Below are 17,527 nucleotides of genomic sequence, written 5' to 3'. Positions count from 1 at the left end.
CGGTGAACTGCGTGATTGCTTATAGAAGTAGAGCACCTGTCAGAATAAGTTTTGGTGGTGGAGGAACTGACGTTTCTCCCTACGCTGAAGAGAAAGGCGGGTGTGTAATAAACGCAGCTATAAGTAGGTATAATTACGCCGCGGGTTCTTTTAGAACGGATGAAAGGATTGTAATTGAAGATGGGGAATACGCTCAAGAGCTTCTTCTTTTTCATCCTGACAAGAATGAAATGGCAATGGATGGCAGAATGGAGCTTGTAAATGCAGTAATAAGAAAAATGAATAGAGGGAAAAGGGGCGTCGAGTTATACATTAGAAGCGATGTTCCTCCGAAGTCAGGTCTTGGTAGTTCAGCAAGCGCGTTTGTTGCCCTTATAGGCCTTTTCAACAGTATGAATGGGGTCGAATTAAGCAGGCAGGAGATCGCAGAACTTGCTGTAAAGTTAGAAAGGGAAGAGCTTGGAAATTTTGGAGGGAGGCAAGATCAGTACGCTTCAGCTTTTGGGGGAATAAATTTTCTTGAATTTGGAGAAGGAAGAGTAAGAGTAAATAAGGTGAGAATAAGCCGAGCGCATGTTTTTGAACTCGAGAAAAGTCTTGTTATGGTTTATGTAGCTAAAAGAAAGTCTTCTGGAGATATAATAGCTGACCAAATAAAGAGATACTCGGATGGAAAAAGTGAGACGGTATGGGCGCTGGATAAAGCAAAGGAAACTGCACTTGAAATGAGAAAGGTTCTTGAGAAAGGGGATTTAAACGAATTTGGAAAACTTCTTGATGAGAGCTGGAAAATAAAAAAGATGTTTAGTCCGCTTATAACGAACAGGAGAGTGGATAAGATATATGAAGAAGCGAAGAAGGCTGGTGCACTTGGAGGGAAAATCTCCGGTGCTGGTGGAGGAGGGTTTATGTTTTTTTATTGCGAACCAAACAAAGAGCATAAAGTAGCAGAAAGACTAAAGGGGCTTGGATTGGAGCCGAAATGGATAAGGTTTGACTTTGGGGGATTGGAAACATGGGAGACTTAGACACCCTATACCTAAAAAGGCTTCGGGAGAGTATTGTTGTCCGCCAAGAAAGCAACGGACTTTCTGACGTTGTGATGGAAGCTGGAAAAAGAATATCAGAACGTATAAAAAAAGGCGGGAGGGTTTTTTTATTTGGAAATGGAGGAAGTGCTTCCGACGCTCAACATATCGCAGCCGAATTTGTAGGGAGATTTACCAAAAATAGACATGCTCTTCCGGCTATGGCTCTTGTGTCAAATGTTCCGTCGCTTACAGCTATTGCCAATGATTTTGGATACGACAATGTCTTTTCTCGCCAACTCGAAGGGCTGGCAAAAAAAGGAGATGTAGTTATAGGAATCTCAACGTCAGGGGAGTCACAAAATGTTATTTTAGGTCTGGAAAAGGCAAAGGAAATCGGGTGCTTTTGTATAGGTCTCACTGGTCAGAGGAAAGGAAAGATGGATACAATCTGCGATCTGTGCATACATGTCCCGTCAACTGACACACAAAGAATTCAAGAAATGCATATATTTATAGGGCATGTAATATGCGAAATTGTTGAGGGTGACCTCTGAGTGAGAGTAAAAAAAAGAGTTGCTGTTTTTCTTGACAGGGATGGTGTCATAAACGAGAATAGGGAAGGATATGTAAAAAGCCGAGATGAGTTCTACTTTATTCCAGGGTCGTTGCGAGCAATGAGGATGCTTTATCAATGCGGCTATCTTCTCTTTATTGTAAGCAACCAGCAAGGAGTTCCAAAGGGGGAAGTTAAATTGGAGAATCTTAAAGAAATTGATAAGCATATGGAAGAGACATTTAAAAACAATGGAATAAATGTTCAACGCATTTATTATTGTCTCCATCTTGAATCTGATAATTGCAAATGTAGAAAACCAAAAACCCACTTTATTTTAGATGCTGCGCGAGAATTTGACATCGACTTGAAACATTCATATGTTATAGGCGATAGCACCAAGGATATAAAGATGGGGCGCGATGCCGGATGCATCACTGTGCTTGTTAGGACAGGTCTTGGAGGAAGGGACGGAGCATACAAGATAAAACCCCATATGGAAGCAAGTAGCCTACTTGAAGCTGCAAAAAAAATTACTGGCCGCAATTAGAGAATGAGGTTTTTTAGATGGCTGTTAAAAAGTTTTCATTGGCAATCTTTCACCCTTTTTTTGAAGTTAAAGGTGGTGCTGAAAAATGCATGTTGAGGATTGCTGAGAGATTTGATGCCACTATCTTTTGTATTTCATATAACCGAGAATCTACCTTTCCAGAACTCGAAAAAGTAGATATAAGGCCTCTTAAAGGTAAGAGGCCTCTGTGGAGCAAGGTACTCCCAAAAAGGTTGTATGACGGTTTTTCTTCGGGGGTTACCTTTTACAATTTAAAATTAAAAAAAGGAGAATTTGACGTTTTTGGAGCTTCGAGTTCTCCTTCCGAATGGGGACGAAGACATAACTTTCCAATGGTCTGGTATTGTCACTCCCCTGCACGAGAAATTTACGATTTGTATGAATGGAGGATGAGACAACGGGATATATGGCAAAAAATGCTTTTTGCAGGAAGCGCTGCTGTTTTTAGGTCGGTCGAATCTTCGATTGTTCCTAAAATAGAGCACGTGTTTGCAAATAGTAAAGCTGTAAAGGAAAGAATTAGAAAGTATCTTCATAGGGATAGTGAAGTTTTGTACTCTGGCGTACAATTTGAAAGATACAGTTGTAAGAACTTTGAACCATACTTTCTTTATCCTTCAAGGATTACCCCTGAAAAAAGATATGAATTTGCAATTAAGGCATTTCTCAAATTTAGGGAAAAGCATCCTGAATGGAGGTTAATAATTGCCGGCTCGCTTCTGCAAAACAGAGAAGAGCATGTCAGATACTACGAGAAAATCAAAAACCTCTTAGGCAACGCGGGAGAGATAAAGCTAAATGTCGAAGACAGTGAGATTTATGAGTTGTATGCAAACTGTACGGCAACTCTCTATACCCCGCTAAATGAGGATTTTGGACTTATTCCAGTAGAGAGCGCAGCTTCTCTTAAACCTTGCATCGCCGTAAAGGAAGGTGGACCAACAGAAACCATAATCGACGGAAAGACTGGTTTTCTAGTTGAAAATGAAGAAGAAATGAGCAGAAAAATGGAACTGCTTGCTACCAACAGTGAGATGGCAAAGAAGATGGGAAGGGAGGGAAAAGAGTTTTGCTACAAAAGATTCAACTGGGATTTATTTATGAAAAGATACGAGGAGGTATGTCTAGATTTAATTAAGAAGAAGACAAATGGTTGAAAGCCTTTGTCACCTTTTTTCATTTATTACTTTTTCAAAAACGCTCATCATTTGCATAGATATTTTCTTCCAGTTATATTTTGTAGCCGTATTCCTGGCATATTTTCCCATTCTTTTTCTTAATTTCTCGTCAGCTAGAAGGGTGTCTATGTATTCTGAAATGCCTAAGATATCAAAGGGATCGTCAAGAAGAAAGCCTTCTTTGCCATGAGTCATAAGCTCAGCCGCTCCTGCAATTTTTGAAGTAACAACTGGAAGGCCGGAGGATAGTGCCTCTGTTATTACCATTCCATAAGGTTCATAGGTTGTAGGAAAAACAAAAACATCAGAACCATTGAAAACGTCTGCAAGGCTTTTAACAAAGCCTAAGAATAGTATTTTGTCTAAAATCTTATGTTTCCGAGCAAGATTTTCATAGTAGTCTTTTTTGTCGCCACCAATTACTATAAGCCTCCAGTCTCGCTTTACTTTTGCAAGTGCGGTTATTAGCTGAGCAAGGCCTTTTCTCTTGAACTCATGACCGCAAAAAAGAAGGATGGGGATGTTGGCTGGAATGGAATATTTTTTGCGTATCAAAATGCGACTTTTTGTCGATGGCTTAAAGATGTCTGTATCTACTCCAGGATAGATCACGACTATGTCATCTGCGGGAACGTTATAGTATTGCATCAGTTCCTCTTTTGTGCGCTTTGATATGGCAGTTATTTTTTGGTAGTTATCTTGTTGATAATTGCGTTTTTCTATTTCAATAACAATGCGAGATTTTGGTTCAAGCGCCTTTAAAAAAGAGTACATATGGCCTCTTTGTTGTGAAAAGAGCTCGACTGCTGCCTTATGGCAAGAGTTTGCAGTAAAGACATCTGCTTTATAGCATGCTGTAGCTGGAGAATACACAATATCGGAAAAAAATGAATCCAAAGCCTTTTGAGAGTTGATTGCAAAAGAAAGCTCAGCAAGGAAGGGGGGAGACGAAAACGAAAAAACGGGATGGTGGGATACTTTAAATGGAGGGGATTCAAACTGGCTTGAAAAAATGTGGACTTCGTGTGAATGAGAATAATTTTTGGAAAGCTCCCAGATGCACCTTGATATTCCACCGTAATTGTGGAAGGCTCGAAGTGGGATGGATATCTTCATCGAATTCACCGCTCAGAAAGAATTTATGGCTGAAGAGACTTCTTCTATTTGCTCATCTGTTAAGAATGGGTGCATAGGAAGTGAAAGCTCCTCTGAACAGACCTTCTCTGTAACTGGAAGTGAGCCTTTTGGAATCTCAAGATGTGCATATGCTTTTTGGAGGTGAGCAGGAATAGGGTAATGTATGATGGTTGAAATTCCTGCACGCTTAAGATGCTCCATAAGACTATCGCGCTTTGCAGATTTTATAGCGTATATGTGGTACACGTGCTTTGCGTATTCTTTTTCATTTGGACAAGTAATGTCTTTGTGACTTATAAGCTCGCTGTATCTTCGTGCAGTCGACCTTCTTTTTTCATTCCACCTGTCAAGGTGTCTAAGTTTTACCCTTAAGATTGCGGCTTGCAACTCGTCAAGACGTGAGTTAAAACCTTCTATCTCGTGCTCATAGCGATTTATCTGTCCATAATTGCGTAACATTTTTACTTTTTCTGCAATCTCGTAATCGTTAGTTAGTACAGCTCCTCCGTCCCCATAACAACCAAGGTTTTTTGTAGGGTAAAACGAAAAGCACCCTACCTGTCCAATTGAACCGGCCTTTTTTCCTTTGTACTCTGCTCCATGAGCTTGGCATGCATCCTCAACCACTAGGAGGTTGTGCTCATCTGCAATCTCCAGTATAGGGTCCATATCTGCGGTTTGTCCATAAAGATGAACGGGGACGATCGCTTTTGTCTTTTTGGTTATTCTTCTCCGTATATCGGAGGGGTCCATATTATGCGTGTCGTATTCTACATCTGCAAAGATTGGTTTGGCACCTATTGTTGAAACACACAGCGCTGAGGCAAATGCAGAATTAGAAACGCAGATGACTTCATCGCCTGCTTTTATTCCAATAGAGAGGAGCGCAAAGCGAAGTGCATCCAATCCGTTGCCAGTCCCAACACAATATTTTGTTCCTATGTAAGACGAAAACTCACGCTCAAAACTCGAGACGTTGTCACTAAGTACGAACTTTGAATTCTCAAGAACTGAAAAGATTGCTTTTTCTATCTCGTTTTTTATTGATAAATATTCTGTCTTTAAATCAATGTATGGAACCATTCAGTCACCAATAAAACTCTTTATATTTTCTATAGTAATCAATTGTCATTTTTAACCCCTCCTTGAAAGGTGTTTTAGGTTTCCAGCCAAGCTTATTAATTTTTGAGACGTCAGGAACAAAATCTCCAACTTCCACCTTTTTGTGCCCTTCGGCGTAGGGGGTTATGCTAACAGAACCGCTTCCTGCAACTTCTACGATGAGTTTTGCTACTTCTAGAACACTATAAACGTCGCCACCGACGTTATAAGCTTCAGAGTCGGTGCTATCACTCATTCCACAAAGTAGTAGAGCATCAATTAAGTCATCTATGTATGTAAAGTCTCTCCTCTGAGACCCGGAACCAAAAACATTTAAACATTTGTTGTCTATCGCAAGACGTATAAACCAGGATATAAATCCTTGGTTTGGATTTTGCATCTGCATTCGCGGCCCATATATGTTGCCCATTCTAAGTGAACACGCGCGTATGGCACCAATTCTAGAATAAAGAAGGAGATAATCTTCGGCTGCCTGCTTGTTTATTCCGTTAATGTCGACAGGTTGTTTTGGATGGTCCTCGTTAACAGGTAAGGTTTTGGCGTTACCGTACTGCCCTCTTGTACCGGAGTATATTATCTTTGGTTTTTTTTCTTTTTTGATTATTGATTTGAGAAGATAAAGTGCAGACAGCGCGTTTGCACTTGCGTCTCCGATTGGGTCAAGTATACTATCAACGTGGCTCCCTCTTCCGGCAAGATGAAAGATTATATCCTTCTCCTGAACGCATTCATCAAGCGTCTGGAAATCATTTGTATCGGAATAGGTCACTATCACCTGGTTTTTCACGGGTTCTATGTTGAATGCGGCCTGAGAAGGATTTGTCGGTTTTTTGTTTAGTATATGTACCTTTGAACCAAACTGGCAGAGACGGATAGACAGGTTGCTTCCTATGAAGCCAAGTCCTCCTGTTATAAGGATGCGCTTTCCCCTGTAAAAGTCAGCGAAGCTGTACATATTCATTTCTCCAAAAGGAATATGGCTGTTCCGCAGAAAAGTGAGGGGAAGAAGCGCGAAAGCCAATCTTCCTTTCTGCCACGAAGATCAAGTGTTTTTACTTTTAAAATTTTTAAACCTAGTTTCTTGATGGTGGAGACGAAATCATTGTAAGTTATGTGATGGATATGTCTAGTGTTATACCATTCATAACCAAAGAGCGCTGTTTTTGGCATCCTTCCGTAGATAAGCATCTCAATTCTTGCGGGAAGGTGAGCAAAATTTGGAAAGCTGACAACTTGCTTCTGAGAAACTCTGACTGCTTCTTCTAGAACGTATAGTGGACGATAAAGCATCTGAAGAGTTACGTTTATTATTGCATAGTCAAACGAGTTGTCGGGATAGGGTAAGCCGCTTTCAATATCGCAAATTTTTGCATCCACCCCTTTTCTTTGTGATTGAGCCACGCCATTAGGATCTATCTCAAGACCAAAGACCTTGCATCCCTTAGTAATCAAAAGCTTTCCAAGAGAGCCATCTCCACATCCGATATCTAAAACTGTTGAGCCCTCCTTAACCATACTAACAATTATAGGGTATTCAAACCTGTTTGTTGTGCTTTCAGCTTCATCTGGGTGCTTATAACCATAATTTGAGTAAGGTGGGATGGAAAGGGTAGGGCCGTTGACCATATTATTATCTCACTTGCGCTAAAGCATCTTTATATATAGCAACCGTACTTGAGACCATGCTTTTTAATGAAAAGAGCGAAAGAACTTTTTGGCGCGCATTTTTTCCTATTTTGTCTGCCTTCTCTTTATTTTTTAGCAAGTCTAGCACCGCAAGAGCAAGGTCAGATGCCGAGCCTGGTTTTATGAGGATGCCGTCAATTCCATTTGATATAGCTGTAGGCATGCTTCCTATATTCGATGCAATGACTGGTCGTTCACAGGACATTGCTTCAAGAACAGTTAGATCATAACCATTCTGGCGTATGGTTGGATTGAGAAAAATATCGCAGGATGAAAAATAATAGGGAAGGGATTCATATGGAACAAATCCGGTGAATTTAACATTATGATTGATGTTTAAGTCTCTTGCAAGAGACTCTAAACGTGGACGATAACTTCCGTCTCCGACTACTACGAGTAATGCAGTAGGGTATTCTTTTATTATTGAATGCAATCCCATTATTGCGTTTTGGACTCCTTTTTCACGCTCGAGTCGAGCAACGCAAAGAAGGACAGGTGAGCCAAGTAAATCTGTCTTTTGTACTGCTAAGTGGCGTGGCAACGGAGAGAAAAGATTTTCATCTACTGCATTGTAAACCAGCCTTATCTTTTTTGTATCTAACGCAAATGTCTCTATAAGGATTTTTTTCTGTTCATTGCTTGTCGCGATTATTATGTCTGATTTAGAGAGGTATTTTGGATCTAGAAAAAAGTAATTATAAAGCTGAAACAGAAGTTTTGGAAAAATTTTTAATGTATCAAAAAAATCAGAGATGGTGCGAACTTCTAATAGATTCTTAAGTTTATTTAACTGCGTCTGAATTTCATCATATGTGGTTCCATGAAGAGAAGTGACAAAAGGAAGTTTAAGTGAGCTGCACTGACTATCAAGAACAAAGCCAAGACCGCCTGCAGATTGAGAATGAACAATGTCAAATGGCTCTTTTAGGTGGAGTTCAAGAAACTTCTTCGCGGAGTTTTTCCACCATTGCCGAGAATACCGCTTTGGTTGGCTACCCGGCACATAATGATATTTTACGCCATTTATCTCTTCGTATACTAAGCTGTTGGGATGGCTTGTAGTAATAACTTCAACCTCTATCCCTTCTTTTGAAAGGCCTTGGCAAAGCATATTTATGTGGTCTTCTACTCCTCCTTTGCCTTGCTGAGCCACTGTCCTTGTGAACATGCAGACGCGCATGAGTATATCTCCCCTATAAAAAAATTATTTTCATAATATGATTGTTGAGTTTTCTCCTATAATCACCTGCGCCGGTTGGTGAGGTGATTTGGATCTTGAAACAATTCTAGTATGTTTTCCGACTATAGTATCTATAAATGTGATATTTGTGACTAATTCAACGCCGTCAAGGATAAGGGACCAGGACAACTTTGCGTTCTCAATTCTGCATGCGTTGCCTATGCTAACGTATGGTCCTATCTTTGCGTTGTGTATATGGCAGTTTTCTCCTATTACGGTTGGCCCTTTTATGATGCACCCCGGGCCTATTCTCGTTCCTTTTCCGATAGAGACTTTTCCTTCGATTATTGCTTCTTTGTCTACGTCCCCTTCATTCTTTGACTTAATCTTGTCGCTTTCAAGGACTTTGCTATTTACCAAAAGAATTGATTTGGGCGTACCTGTATCGTCCCACCAACCGTCTACAATATATGAGGTAACCTTTTTACCAGCCATTATTAGTTCTTGTATTGCATCCGTTATCTCAAGCTCACCTCTTTTGGAAGGCTTTATTCTTGGGATAACCTCAAAGATAGATTTTGTAAAAAAGTAGACTCCGATTATGGCCATATTTGAGGAGGGGTTTTTTGGTTTTTCCTCTACTCTAATAAGGTTTCCATTACTGTTAAGATAGGCTATACCATAAAGTTCTGGTTCCTGAACCGGAGTGATGAGGATTGAGGCATCCGAGTCAGAGTTCTCAAACGCCTTGACAAATGGGGAGATACCATTTTCAAGCATGTTATCTCCAAGATAAACTACAAAGGGGTCATCAGAGACAAAATCTTTTGCGCACAAAACGGCATGGGCAAGACCAAGAGGTGCTTCTTGTTCTATATAAGTTATTCTTGCGCCAAACTTTGACTCGTCCCCTATTCCATCTTTTATACTCTGGATTCGTTCTGGGCTGTGGCCTACAATTATTCCAATATCAGTTATACCTGCTGAGACTAAATCTTCTATCGCATAATAGATGATTGGTTTATTTGCAACAGGAATGAGCTGCTTGGCGCCACTGTGAGTGAGAGGACGAAGGCGCGTGCCCTTCCCTCCGGCAAGTATCACGCCTTTCATAAAGAAAACCTCTTAATTAGGGGCATTTGCATTTTTAATAACTTTCATAAGAAAGATATCTTGGGCATTGAGATGAAGATTCTCGTAAGTGGCGGTGCTGGATTTATAGGTAGTAATTTCATACGAAAAGTACTTGCAAAGCACGGAGACTGGGAGATTATAAACCTTGATAAGCTGACCTATGCAGGAAATTTGGAAAACTGCAAGGATTTTGAGAAAAACAAAAATTATTCGTTTGTACGTGGAGATATTTGCAACTTTGGGCTTGTAAAGAAGTTACTAAAGGATTGTAACATCGCCGTAAATTTTGCGGCTGAAACCCATGTAGACAGAAGTATAGAAGACCCTGAGAAGTTTGTTAGGACTGATGTTCTTGGTACGCAACGCCTTCTTGAAGCTTGTAGGTTATTGGATGTAGAAAAATTTGTGCAGATTAGTAGTGACGAGGTATATGGCAGCATAGATAAAGGAGTCTTCAACGAGGATAGTCCGCTTCTTCCAAATTCGCCATATTCTGCAAGCAAAGCTGCAGCGGACATGTTGGTGAGAGCTTACAATAGGACGTACGGTCTATTTACGATTATTACAAGGAGCTCAAACAATTATGGACCTTATCAGCATCCGGAGAAATTTATACCAAAGATGATTACTAATTTGTTGCAACGAAAAAAAATTCCTCTTTATGGAAGCGGAGAGCAGATAAGAGACTGGATTCATGTATATGACAACTGCGAAGCTATAGAGCTTGTTATTAGAAAAGGAAAGAAAGGTGAGATTTATAATATTGGGGGCGAGTGTGAGAGAAGAAACATTGAAGTGGCACGGATGGTGGCGCAATTGATGGGATTTGACGAAACATGGATAGAATCTGTGGCTGATAGGAAGGGACATGATTTTAGGTATGCGCTTTCTTCTGAAAAGATAAAGAAAATAGGGTGGAGGAGAAAAATAGGATTTGAGGAAGGAATGGCGGATACTGTAAAGTGGTATGAGAAAAATAGGGAATGGTGGGAAAAACTTGTGTAATTAACTTTCACTTCTCTTTTTGTCATATATCTCTGTTTCTTTTAGCATTTCTCTTGTTGCGCGTCTCACGGCGCTTGCTGAGTTTCCAGAGAACTTAAAGCCGAGTTGCTTTAACTTTTCTACTGAAAGTAAGACTGTCGGAGCATCTCCAATCCAGCCTCGTTCACCTCCTGTATAGGAGTAGGTTACATCTTTAAGTCCCATTTCTTCGCATACTATGTCTGCAACTTCCTTTACGCTTATTGTGTCTTCATTCCCAAGATTGAAGACGTTTATTTTGTTATTAGCTTTGTTAAACGCGAAGTATATTGCAGAAATGCAATCGCTTACGTGGAGATAAGATTTTTGCTGTTTACCGTTTCCTAGTATTTCAAGTTTATGTGGATTCTTTCTCAGTTTTCTTATGAAATCTCCGATTACTCCATGGCTGTTTCTTGCGCCTACTATGTTTACAAGACGGAAGATCCAAGCTTGAATTCCGAATGCTTCACAAAACGCAGAAATGTAGCCTTCGGCTCCGAGTTTGCTTGCGCCATATAGAGAGGTAGGAAAAAGAGGTCCGTATGATTCTGGAGTTGGAATTTTTTCAGGTTCTCCATATATTCCAGAAGAAGATGCAAAAACTATTTTTTTTACCCCTTCCTGCCTCATAGCTTCTAAGACATTATATGTGCCGATTAGGTTTTGTTCTAGGTCAAGAAACGTGTTTTCCATTCCCCCTCGTATGTCTGCATTTGCCGCAAAGTGAAACACAGCATCAACTTCTCGTATAGCTTCTCTAACTTTTTGTAAATTCAGGATATCCCCATAAATGAAATTTATCTTTCCTTTTCCTGCCTCAGTAATATATCTTTCTTTTCCTGTCCTTAGATTGTCAATTACGGAGACATGGTGGCCTTTATCTATAAGGAAGCCTGCCATTTCGCTTCCTATAAAACCTGCCCCTCCGATAACAATAATTCGCATATGGTGTCTTTGGGATGAAGTTATTTTATAGATTATGTTTTTATATGAAGGAGGATTATTTCATTGATTAAGAATGGTTGTGTAGACTATGAAAGTGATAGCCATTACGGATCTGTATGCTCCAAGAATTGGAGGGCTTGAGGATAGCCTTGAAAGAATAATGTCACATATTCAAAAGATGGGCCATGAAGTGCTAGTTGTTGCAGCAAGAAATCCACCGACACTTCCTAAGGAGGAAACGATTAGGGGTATCCGAGTAAAGCGGCTCTTTTTTATAAGGCCACAGCTGAACCCAAAATGGTTACTTGGACTTACGGCAATCCCTGCCCTAATAAAAATAATCAAGGAAGAAAATCCAGATGTTATCAATGTGCATTTTCCACATTCAAATGCCCTTGCAAGTTGCGTTGCAATAAGCTTATTTAGAGATATTCCTTTTGTAGTTACCTTTCATGGAAATGATGCTGTTTTTATGAAGCGCTCGTGGATATCGTGGTTTTTTGGAACATATCTTATAAGAAACGCTTCGGCCGTTACTGCGGTTTCGGAGTTTATAGCAAAGAAGCTTCTTGATGAAGAGGGGTTTACAGATGGAGCACTTCCAATAAGGAGTGCGATAGATGTAACCGAGTTTGATTCTGCACCTTTTACCAATCATAAGCTTCCTGAAAGGTTTATTTATTCCACAGGAAGGTTTGTCTACAAAAAAGGATTTGATTTGCTTTTGAAAGCCTTTGCGTTGGCGGATATACCACCTGATGTTAAGTTAATAATTACTGGTGATGGGCCGGAGAGGCAGAGATGTATCTCTCTTGCAGAAAAACTCGGAATTAAGGATAAGGTAGAAATGCCAGGATTTGTTAAGAGAGAGATGTTACGTCAGCTTTTTAGAGAGTGCACTATTTTTGTTCTTCCTTCCAGAGAGGAGCCTCTTGGCTTAGTTGTATGGGAAGCTATGGCTTCAAGAAAAGCTGTTGTTGCTACGGATGTAGGCGGCGTATCTGAAATGGTTAGGAATGGCATTACCGGTCTTTTATGCAAACCGACTCCACATGAACTTGCAAGATGCATTACGTGGATGATTGCAAATCCGCATAAGGCAAGGTTAATGGGGATTGAGGGAAGAAGAGTGGCGGAGAGTTATTCATGGGATGAATGTGCTAAGCAGTACTTGGATGTTTATATGCAAGTTACAAAAAAGAAAAGCGATAAATTTGGGAGGGAGTAACTAAAGACTATTTATTCTTTGTTTTAGATTTTGTGCTATAAAATGACAAAGACAGACGTGAACTGATTCAGTATGAATCACAGAATTTACTGGAACTATTATTGAAATGTCACAGAAATCTTTCATAAGTCCACCGTCAAAGCCAATAAATCCAATAGTTTTTGCCCCTTTTGACTTTGCATACTTTAGTGCTTCTATAAGATTATTCGATCTGATAGTACGTTTGTCTCTGCGGCTTGAGCCAAGAGTGCTGAATCCTATTAAGATATCGTTTTTTCCGACGTCATAGTTCTTTAGCTGTTCTACATAGACAGCATCAAATCCAATATCGTTTGAGATTGCAGATATTAATGGCATGTTTTCATTCAGGGATATCGCTTTTATACGCAGTTTTCCTTCTGACGCTGTCCATTTGGATAAATCGCAAACAAAATGACTTGCTGTTGCGCCAGACCCACCATTCCCCATCACATAAACGACTCCCCCACGCTTCCAACAGTTAAAAATCTCGTCACAAGTTGCTAACAAACTTGATAGAGAAACTCCATCTAGGGCTTTTTTTAGCTCGCTAAAGAAGTGAAGTGCAGACTGTTCTGAGTTGAATTGAGCTGAATCTGAGGGTATGGCCATATAATTTAGTTTTATATGAAGTTTCTAAATAGTTTTGCCCCTATTCTTGAAAAACTAAACTTAACCTCCCGAAGCCCTGCAGCTCTCATTCTTTTCTTAAGAGATGGCTGTTTTTGTTGATGACAGTAAAAAAGGAGAAAGCCGCCTCCTCCCGCCCCAAGAAGCTTTCCTCCCATGGCGCCTGCTGAGATGGCGATGTCGTACCATTTATCTATGCGGTCATTTGATATTTTTGTTGAGAGATTCCGCTTTTTTTCCCAGTTTAAAGCTAAGGCTCGACCAACAAAATCTAAGTCTCCGCTAAGTATTGAATCACGAAGTGCATAGCCGATGTTTTTTATCTCGTGAAGATTTGCAAGTACTTTCGGATCATTTTTTGCGGTTTGGCTATTTTGTTCGGATAGAATATCGGTGGAGGTTCGCTGGATGCCTGTATAAAAAAGACAAAGGTTTTTTTCTAACTCTTCCAGAGTAGATGTACTGATGTTGAGTCTCTGAATTTTGACCGACTCATCAGGAAGAAACTCAAAGGAACAAAGACTACCAAAAGCAGCTATGTACTGGTCTTGCTTTCCAATAGGCTGGCCAAGAATGTCTATCTCTAACTTGCATGCTTTTTCTGCAAGCTCTTCTGGAGTAAGTTCCTTTTTTCTAAAAGCATAGAGACCATTTAAGAGCGCGACGGTATAAGAGGAAGAGGAACCAAGGCCTGAATTTGCAGGGATGTCTGCCATAGAGAATATCTCAATTGAATTGTTGATGCCAGTCATTTTGAGTGCTTCACGAATTATAGGGTGCTCAATCTTATTGGGAGAATCTACAATTTCCATTTTTGCATAGCTTGCTTTTATCATACCGTCAAATCGATTGTGGACAAGGAGATAAACGTATTTGTTTATTGCTGCACTTAATACAAATCCTCCAAATTTCGAATAATATGAACGAAGGTCCGTTCCGCCTCCCCCGAGCGATATTCTAAGGGGAGCTGTTGAAATTATCACGTTCCATCACACTTCTTTTAAAGAATTTTTTTGCCATGTCCAATCTCTTAAATGTCCCTATATCATAGAAGCGTAGAGACGTTTTGATTGCATAAAGCAACCCGTCGTGAATAAGCTTTGGGTAAATTTCATCTTCAAGCGAGCATGGAGTGTGGGTTATAAACGACAAGAGCTCTTTTTTGAAGATGGAAGCTCCTGCATCCACTGAATTAAAGTTGGTCGATGGTGAATTTTTTGAATATGCAAGAACCAAACCAGATTTTTCAATTAGAAGGTTGTAGGTAGCAACTCTACTTCTCCCAGAGTAGGCAGAAAGAGCGCCTATTGCATTTGGCTTTTTGAGAAAGAACGATTCAAGACGATGAAGTTTTAGCGGAAAATAGGTGTCTCCGTTTAGAACAAAGAAGGTCTGTTCAAGGAGCTTTTCTGCTTTTTTGAGTGCACCAGCTGTTCCAAGCTGTTTTTGCTCTATTGAATATGTAAGTTTTATACCTTCAAAATAATCTCCAAAATATGAACGTATTTGCTCATGAAGGTAGCCGGTTAGCAATACAACTTTTTTAATTCCTTCTTTTTTGAGATATTTGAGCTGGTATTCCAAAAATGGCTTCCCGTGAATTTCTATCATTGGCTTTGGTATTTTGTGGGTTAATGGCCTGAGGCGTGTTCCAAGGCCACCTGCCAGGATTGCTGCTTGCTTTGTCCTCATGTTTATCTTCCATGCTTAAATGTTCTTATTCCAGCAATTTCTAATGCGTATCTAAAATCTTTTTTAGTAATGAGGCCGGAAAGATAAAGAACAAGTGCGGCCGCTATTAATGAGATTAGACCAACTTTTACGTCGCGTATATGTAGGGCTATAAGCGCAAAAACAAAGAAAATAGCAACTGATTTTATTATTAGGCTTAGCTCAATTTGCGTTGAGCTGTACATCCAAAACAGTCTAATTAGGAATGACAATACAAAAGACAAAAGAATCGCCAAGGCAATATCTGAGATGGATAATGAAGCACCAGTAAACAGGAGAGCGAGCAATATGACAAAGAATGATACGAACTTTGAGGCTTCTGCCAAAACAATTAATTTTGATTTATCTATTGCTGAAAAGTAGTAATCAGATATAGATTTAAAGGAATCAAGAAAAACGGCAATAGCAATCAAGAAAAACACTCTGCTTCCATAAAGAAACGACTTTCCAAGGAGTGAAAAAATGAACTCAGCCGCAAAAGACACCACAAGAATTGAAAGTATAACGAATGAGAACCAATATCTAAGGAGGAAGCTAAGAAATCGATAAAATCCCTCTTCTTGGTTATTTTGGCAGGCAAACGGGTAAAAAAATGAAGTAAGAGGGGATATGAAAAAATAAATAAGTGATGCAAAAGAAATGGAGACTGCAACTACACTTAGGTCTGCTATTGAAAGCAGGAGGGCACAGAGAATCGTAACAAATGATGGAAAGAAGTAGTTTGAGATTTGCTGAGTATTTAGAAAAAGGCCAATCGCAAGCTGGCGTTTTGCCTCTTCCGTATCAAATGAAAAGGACAGTAATTTATCTCGCCAGAGGATGAGCAGAGCTACTGCAAATGAAACGGCAGCGCTGAATGTAAAGCCAAGAATTCCTGAGAGGACCCCAAATCCTGCAAAAAAAAGTAGAAGACCAAGAAAAAAACGGAGGGCATCAGGTAATATTGTAAGAATTGAAGTTTTGAAAAGGTCCATCTTCGCTGAATAAATGCTACGCATATTAGAAAAAGCAAATGAAAAAAGAGGAAAGGGGGAAATGGCAAGGATATACAGGTCTAAGGGTGAGGATAGCTTCGTGGAAAGAAAAATCAAGATGAGCGATGAAAAAAGCCCTAGTAACAGTTTGAGTGAAAGAGAAGTACCGACTACTTTTTCCAGCGAAGCTGGTTTTTCTGAAATTCGTTTTATTAATGCTGCTGCAAGTCCAAGCTCCAAAAAGGCTTCGATAAAGAGTTGGCTTCCCCGCGCAAGGGGGATATATCCATATTCGGCTGCTCCAAGAAGGCGTGCAAGGGAAAAAACGAAGAGGAAGTTGAAAAAAGTAGCAATCGAGCTTGCAAAAAAGAGTCCTCCGCTTTTTCTTGCCAGCTCAATTATTTTGTCTCTCATTGCACACCCTTCTTTTTTATTATCCAATCTGCCGTGAGTTTTAATCCGTCATCTAAACATACGCTTGGCTTCCAGCCAAATACAGAGCGAATTTTTTTTGTATCGGGGATGCGCTTCTGAACATCGTCCTTAAAAGGAGGAAGATGGACAAGCCTAAGCGGTTTGTCGTGTTTTTTTAAATTCCATATCTTTTGGACAAGTTCTCTCACCGAAATTGGATGCGGATCTGCTACGTTAAAGTCTTCGTTGTCGGATCTGCTGTCAAGACCGCATGTGGATATTGCATCTGCAAGGTCAGCAACAAAAGTATATGCGCGGATCTGATTACCGTCACCAAGTATCTCAACAGGGTATTGCTTGTCTATATATATTTTTTTTATTAGATCTGGAATTACATGGGCTATTCCAACCTCATTCTCTGGGACCTCACCAGGACCATAAGCGTTGAACGGCCTAAAGATGGAATATTTAAGGCCATATTGTTCAAAATAGGCTTTGCAAAAATACTCTCCAACCAACTTTGAAAAACCATAATGAGTTATCGGCGGTGGTGATGAAAAGACGTCTTCTTCTGCGGAAGGAAATTTAGTGGTACGCTCAAAAACCATTGAGGAAGAAATATAGACCACTTTTCTGATTGTTTTCGAAGACCTTGCGGCTTCAAGCACATTAGAAAGGATAGCTGTGTTGTCGCGTAAGATGTCTGCAGGGTATTTGTTGAAGTAGCCTATTCCCCCTATTTTTGCAGCAAAATGGAAGCAATAGTCAATATCGCTAAGTGCGGCTTTAGCCTCTTCTGGCTTCAGTAAATCAACCTTCATAAATTCTACGATATTTGTATCTATGTTTGAAACGTCCCCTTTTGAAAGATTGTCAGCAACCCTAATTGAGTGTCCAAGAGCAACAAGACGCCTTACAACTGCGCTTCCGATAAAGCCAGCACCGCCGGTAACAAGGACGTTAGCCATT

At 40.0% G+C, this 17,527-nt stretch carries 18 protein-coding genes; 6 read left to right on the top strand and 12 right to left on the bottom strand.

Annotated elements, in window-relative coordinates; all coding sequences use genetic code 11:
- The first annotated feature begins 11 nt into the window (after positions 1–11).
- The 4 genes from QXF67_01920 to QXF67_01905 are packed head-to-tail and all read left to right on the top strand — an operon-like array spanning position 12 to position 3,312.
- Positions 12–1,028 (top strand): hypothetical protein, encoded by a 1,017-nt coding sequence (locus QXF67_01920; GenBank protein MEM3060276.1) that lies wholly within the window; start codon positions 12–14, stop codon positions 1,026–1,028.
- Complete coding sequence (locus tag QXF67_01915; protein ID MEM3060275.1) at positions 1,016–1,585, top strand: D-sedoheptulose 7-phosphate isomerase; 570 nt, start codon at positions 1,016–1,018, stop codon at positions 1,583–1,585. The genes QXF67_01920 and QXF67_01915 overlap by 13 nt, the downstream gene beginning before the upstream one ends.
- Positions 1,586–2,134 (top strand): HAD family hydrolase, encoded by a 549-nt coding sequence (locus tag QXF67_01910; protein MEM3060274.1) that lies wholly within the window; start codon positions 1,586–1,588, stop codon positions 2,132–2,134.
- Positions 2,135–2,151: 17 nt separating this feature from the next.
- Complete coding sequence (locus QXF67_01905; protein ID MEM3060273.1) at positions 2,152–3,312, top strand: glycosyltransferase family 4 protein; 1,161 nt, start codon at positions 2,152–2,154, stop codon at positions 3,310–3,312.
- A 9-nt stretch (positions 3,313–3,321) separates the two neighbouring features.
- Here the strand turns inward: QXF67_01905 and QXF67_01900 are convergent, their stop codons facing one another.
- From QXF67_01900 to QXF67_01875, 6 genes are read right to left on the bottom strand one after another with little or no spacing between them, the layout of a single operon-like run.
- Positions 3,322–4,449, bottom strand: coding sequence for a glycosyltransferase family 4 protein (locus QXF67_01900; GenBank protein MEM3060272.1), 1,128 nt, complete (start codon positions 4,447–4,449; stop codon positions 3,322–3,324).
- A 12-nt stretch (positions 4,450–4,461) separates the two neighbouring features.
- Positions 4,462–5,553: a DegT/DnrJ/EryC1/StrS family aminotransferase gene (locus QXF67_01895; GenBank protein MEM3060271.1), complete on the bottom strand. Its 1,092-nt coding sequence runs from the start codon at positions 5,551–5,553 to the stop codon at positions 4,462–4,464.
- Positions 5,554–5,557: 4 nt separating this feature from the next.
- On the bottom strand, positions 5,558–6,553 hold the full coding sequence (locus tag QXF67_01890; GenBank protein ID MEM3060270.1) for a GDP-mannose 4,6-dehydratase: 996 nt from the start codon (positions 6,551–6,553) through the stop codon (positions 5,558–5,560).
- Positions 6,550–7,218: a methionine biosynthesis protein MetW gene (locus QXF67_01885; GenBank protein MEM3060269.1), complete on the bottom strand. Its 669-nt coding sequence runs from the start codon at positions 7,216–7,218 to the stop codon at positions 6,550–6,552. Before QXF67_01885 ends, QXF67_01890 begins: the two co-directional genes overlap by 4 nt.
- A 4-nt stretch (positions 7,219–7,222) precedes the next feature.
- Positions 7,223–8,458, bottom strand: coding sequence for a glycosyltransferase family 4 protein (locus QXF67_01880; protein MEM3060268.1), 1,236 nt, complete (start codon positions 8,456–8,458; stop codon positions 7,223–7,225).
- Between the two features lie 30 nt (positions 8,459–8,488).
- Complete coding sequence (locus QXF67_01875) at positions 8,489–9,571, bottom strand: glucose-1-phosphate thymidylyltransferase (GenBank protein ID MEM3060267.1); 1,083 nt, start codon at positions 9,569–9,571, stop codon at positions 8,489–8,491.
- A 72-nt stretch (positions 9,572–9,643) separates the two neighbouring features.
- Here QXF67_01875 and rfbB point away from each other — a divergent pair, with 72 nt between their 5' ends.
- On the top strand, positions 9,644–10,597 hold the full coding sequence (gene rfbB / locus QXF67_01870; GenBank protein MEM3060266.1) for a dTDP-glucose 4,6-dehydratase: 954 nt from the start codon (positions 9,644–9,646) through the stop codon (positions 10,595–10,597).
- On the opposite strand, the gene QXF67_01865 is transcribed toward rfbB, so the two are convergent.
- Positions 10,598–11,563, bottom strand: a complete 966-nt coding sequence (locus QXF67_01865; GenBank protein ID MEM3060265.1) for an NAD-dependent epimerase/dehydratase family protein — start codon at positions 11,561–11,563, stop codon at positions 10,598–10,600. It lies immediately after the preceding gene.
- An 88-nt stretch (positions 11,564–11,651) separates the two neighbouring features.
- On the opposite strand from QXF67_01865, the gene QXF67_01860 reads away from it, so the two are divergent.
- Positions 11,652–12,791: a glycosyltransferase family 4 protein gene (locus QXF67_01860; GenBank protein MEM3060264.1), complete on the top strand. Its 1,140-nt coding sequence runs from the start codon at positions 11,652–11,654 to the stop codon at positions 12,789–12,791.
- On the opposite strand, the gene QXF67_01855 is transcribed toward QXF67_01860, so the two are convergent.
- From QXF67_01855 to QXF67_01835, 5 genes are read right to left on the bottom strand one after another with little or no spacing between them, the layout of a single operon-like run.
- Positions 12,792–13,421: an SIS domain-containing protein gene (locus QXF67_01855; protein ID MEM3060263.1), complete on the bottom strand. Its 630-nt coding sequence runs from the start codon at positions 13,419–13,421 to the stop codon at positions 12,792–12,794.
- Positions 13,422–13,432: 11 nt separating this feature from the next.
- On the bottom strand, positions 13,433–14,422 hold the full coding sequence (locus tag QXF67_01850; GenBank protein MEM3060262.1) for a hypothetical protein: 990 nt from the start codon (positions 14,420–14,422) through the stop codon (positions 13,433–13,435).
- Positions 14,397–15,131 carry a sugar phosphate nucleotidyltransferase gene (locus tag QXF67_01845; GenBank protein MEM3060261.1) on the bottom strand — a complete coding sequence of 245 codons (735 nt, stop codon included), beginning with the start codon at positions 15,129–15,131 and terminating at the stop codon, positions 14,397–14,399. The genes QXF67_01850 and QXF67_01845 overlap by 26 nt, the downstream gene beginning before the upstream one ends.
- 2 nt (positions 15,132–15,133) lie before the next feature.
- Positions 15,134–16,558, bottom strand: coding sequence for a lipopolysaccharide biosynthesis protein (locus QXF67_01840; protein ID MEM3060260.1), 1,425 nt, complete (start codon positions 16,556–16,558; stop codon positions 15,134–15,136).
- The gene (locus tag QXF67_01835) at positions 16,555–17,526 is read right to left on the bottom strand and encodes an NAD-dependent epimerase/dehydratase family protein (protein ID MEM3060259.1); all 972 of its coding nucleotides are present in this window, start codon (positions 17,524–17,526) and stop codon (positions 16,555–16,557) included. The genes QXF67_01840 and QXF67_01835 overlap by 4 nt, the downstream gene beginning before the upstream one ends.
- Between the last annotated feature and the right edge of the window lies 1 nt (position 17,527).

The organism is Candidatus Anstonellales archaeon, assembly GCA_038869735.1.
Classification (GTDB): Archaea; Micrarchaeota; Micrarchaeia; order Anstonellales; family CG1-02-47-40; genus JAWCQO01.
This window is presented reverse-complemented; position numbering and strand designations above follow the sequence as displayed.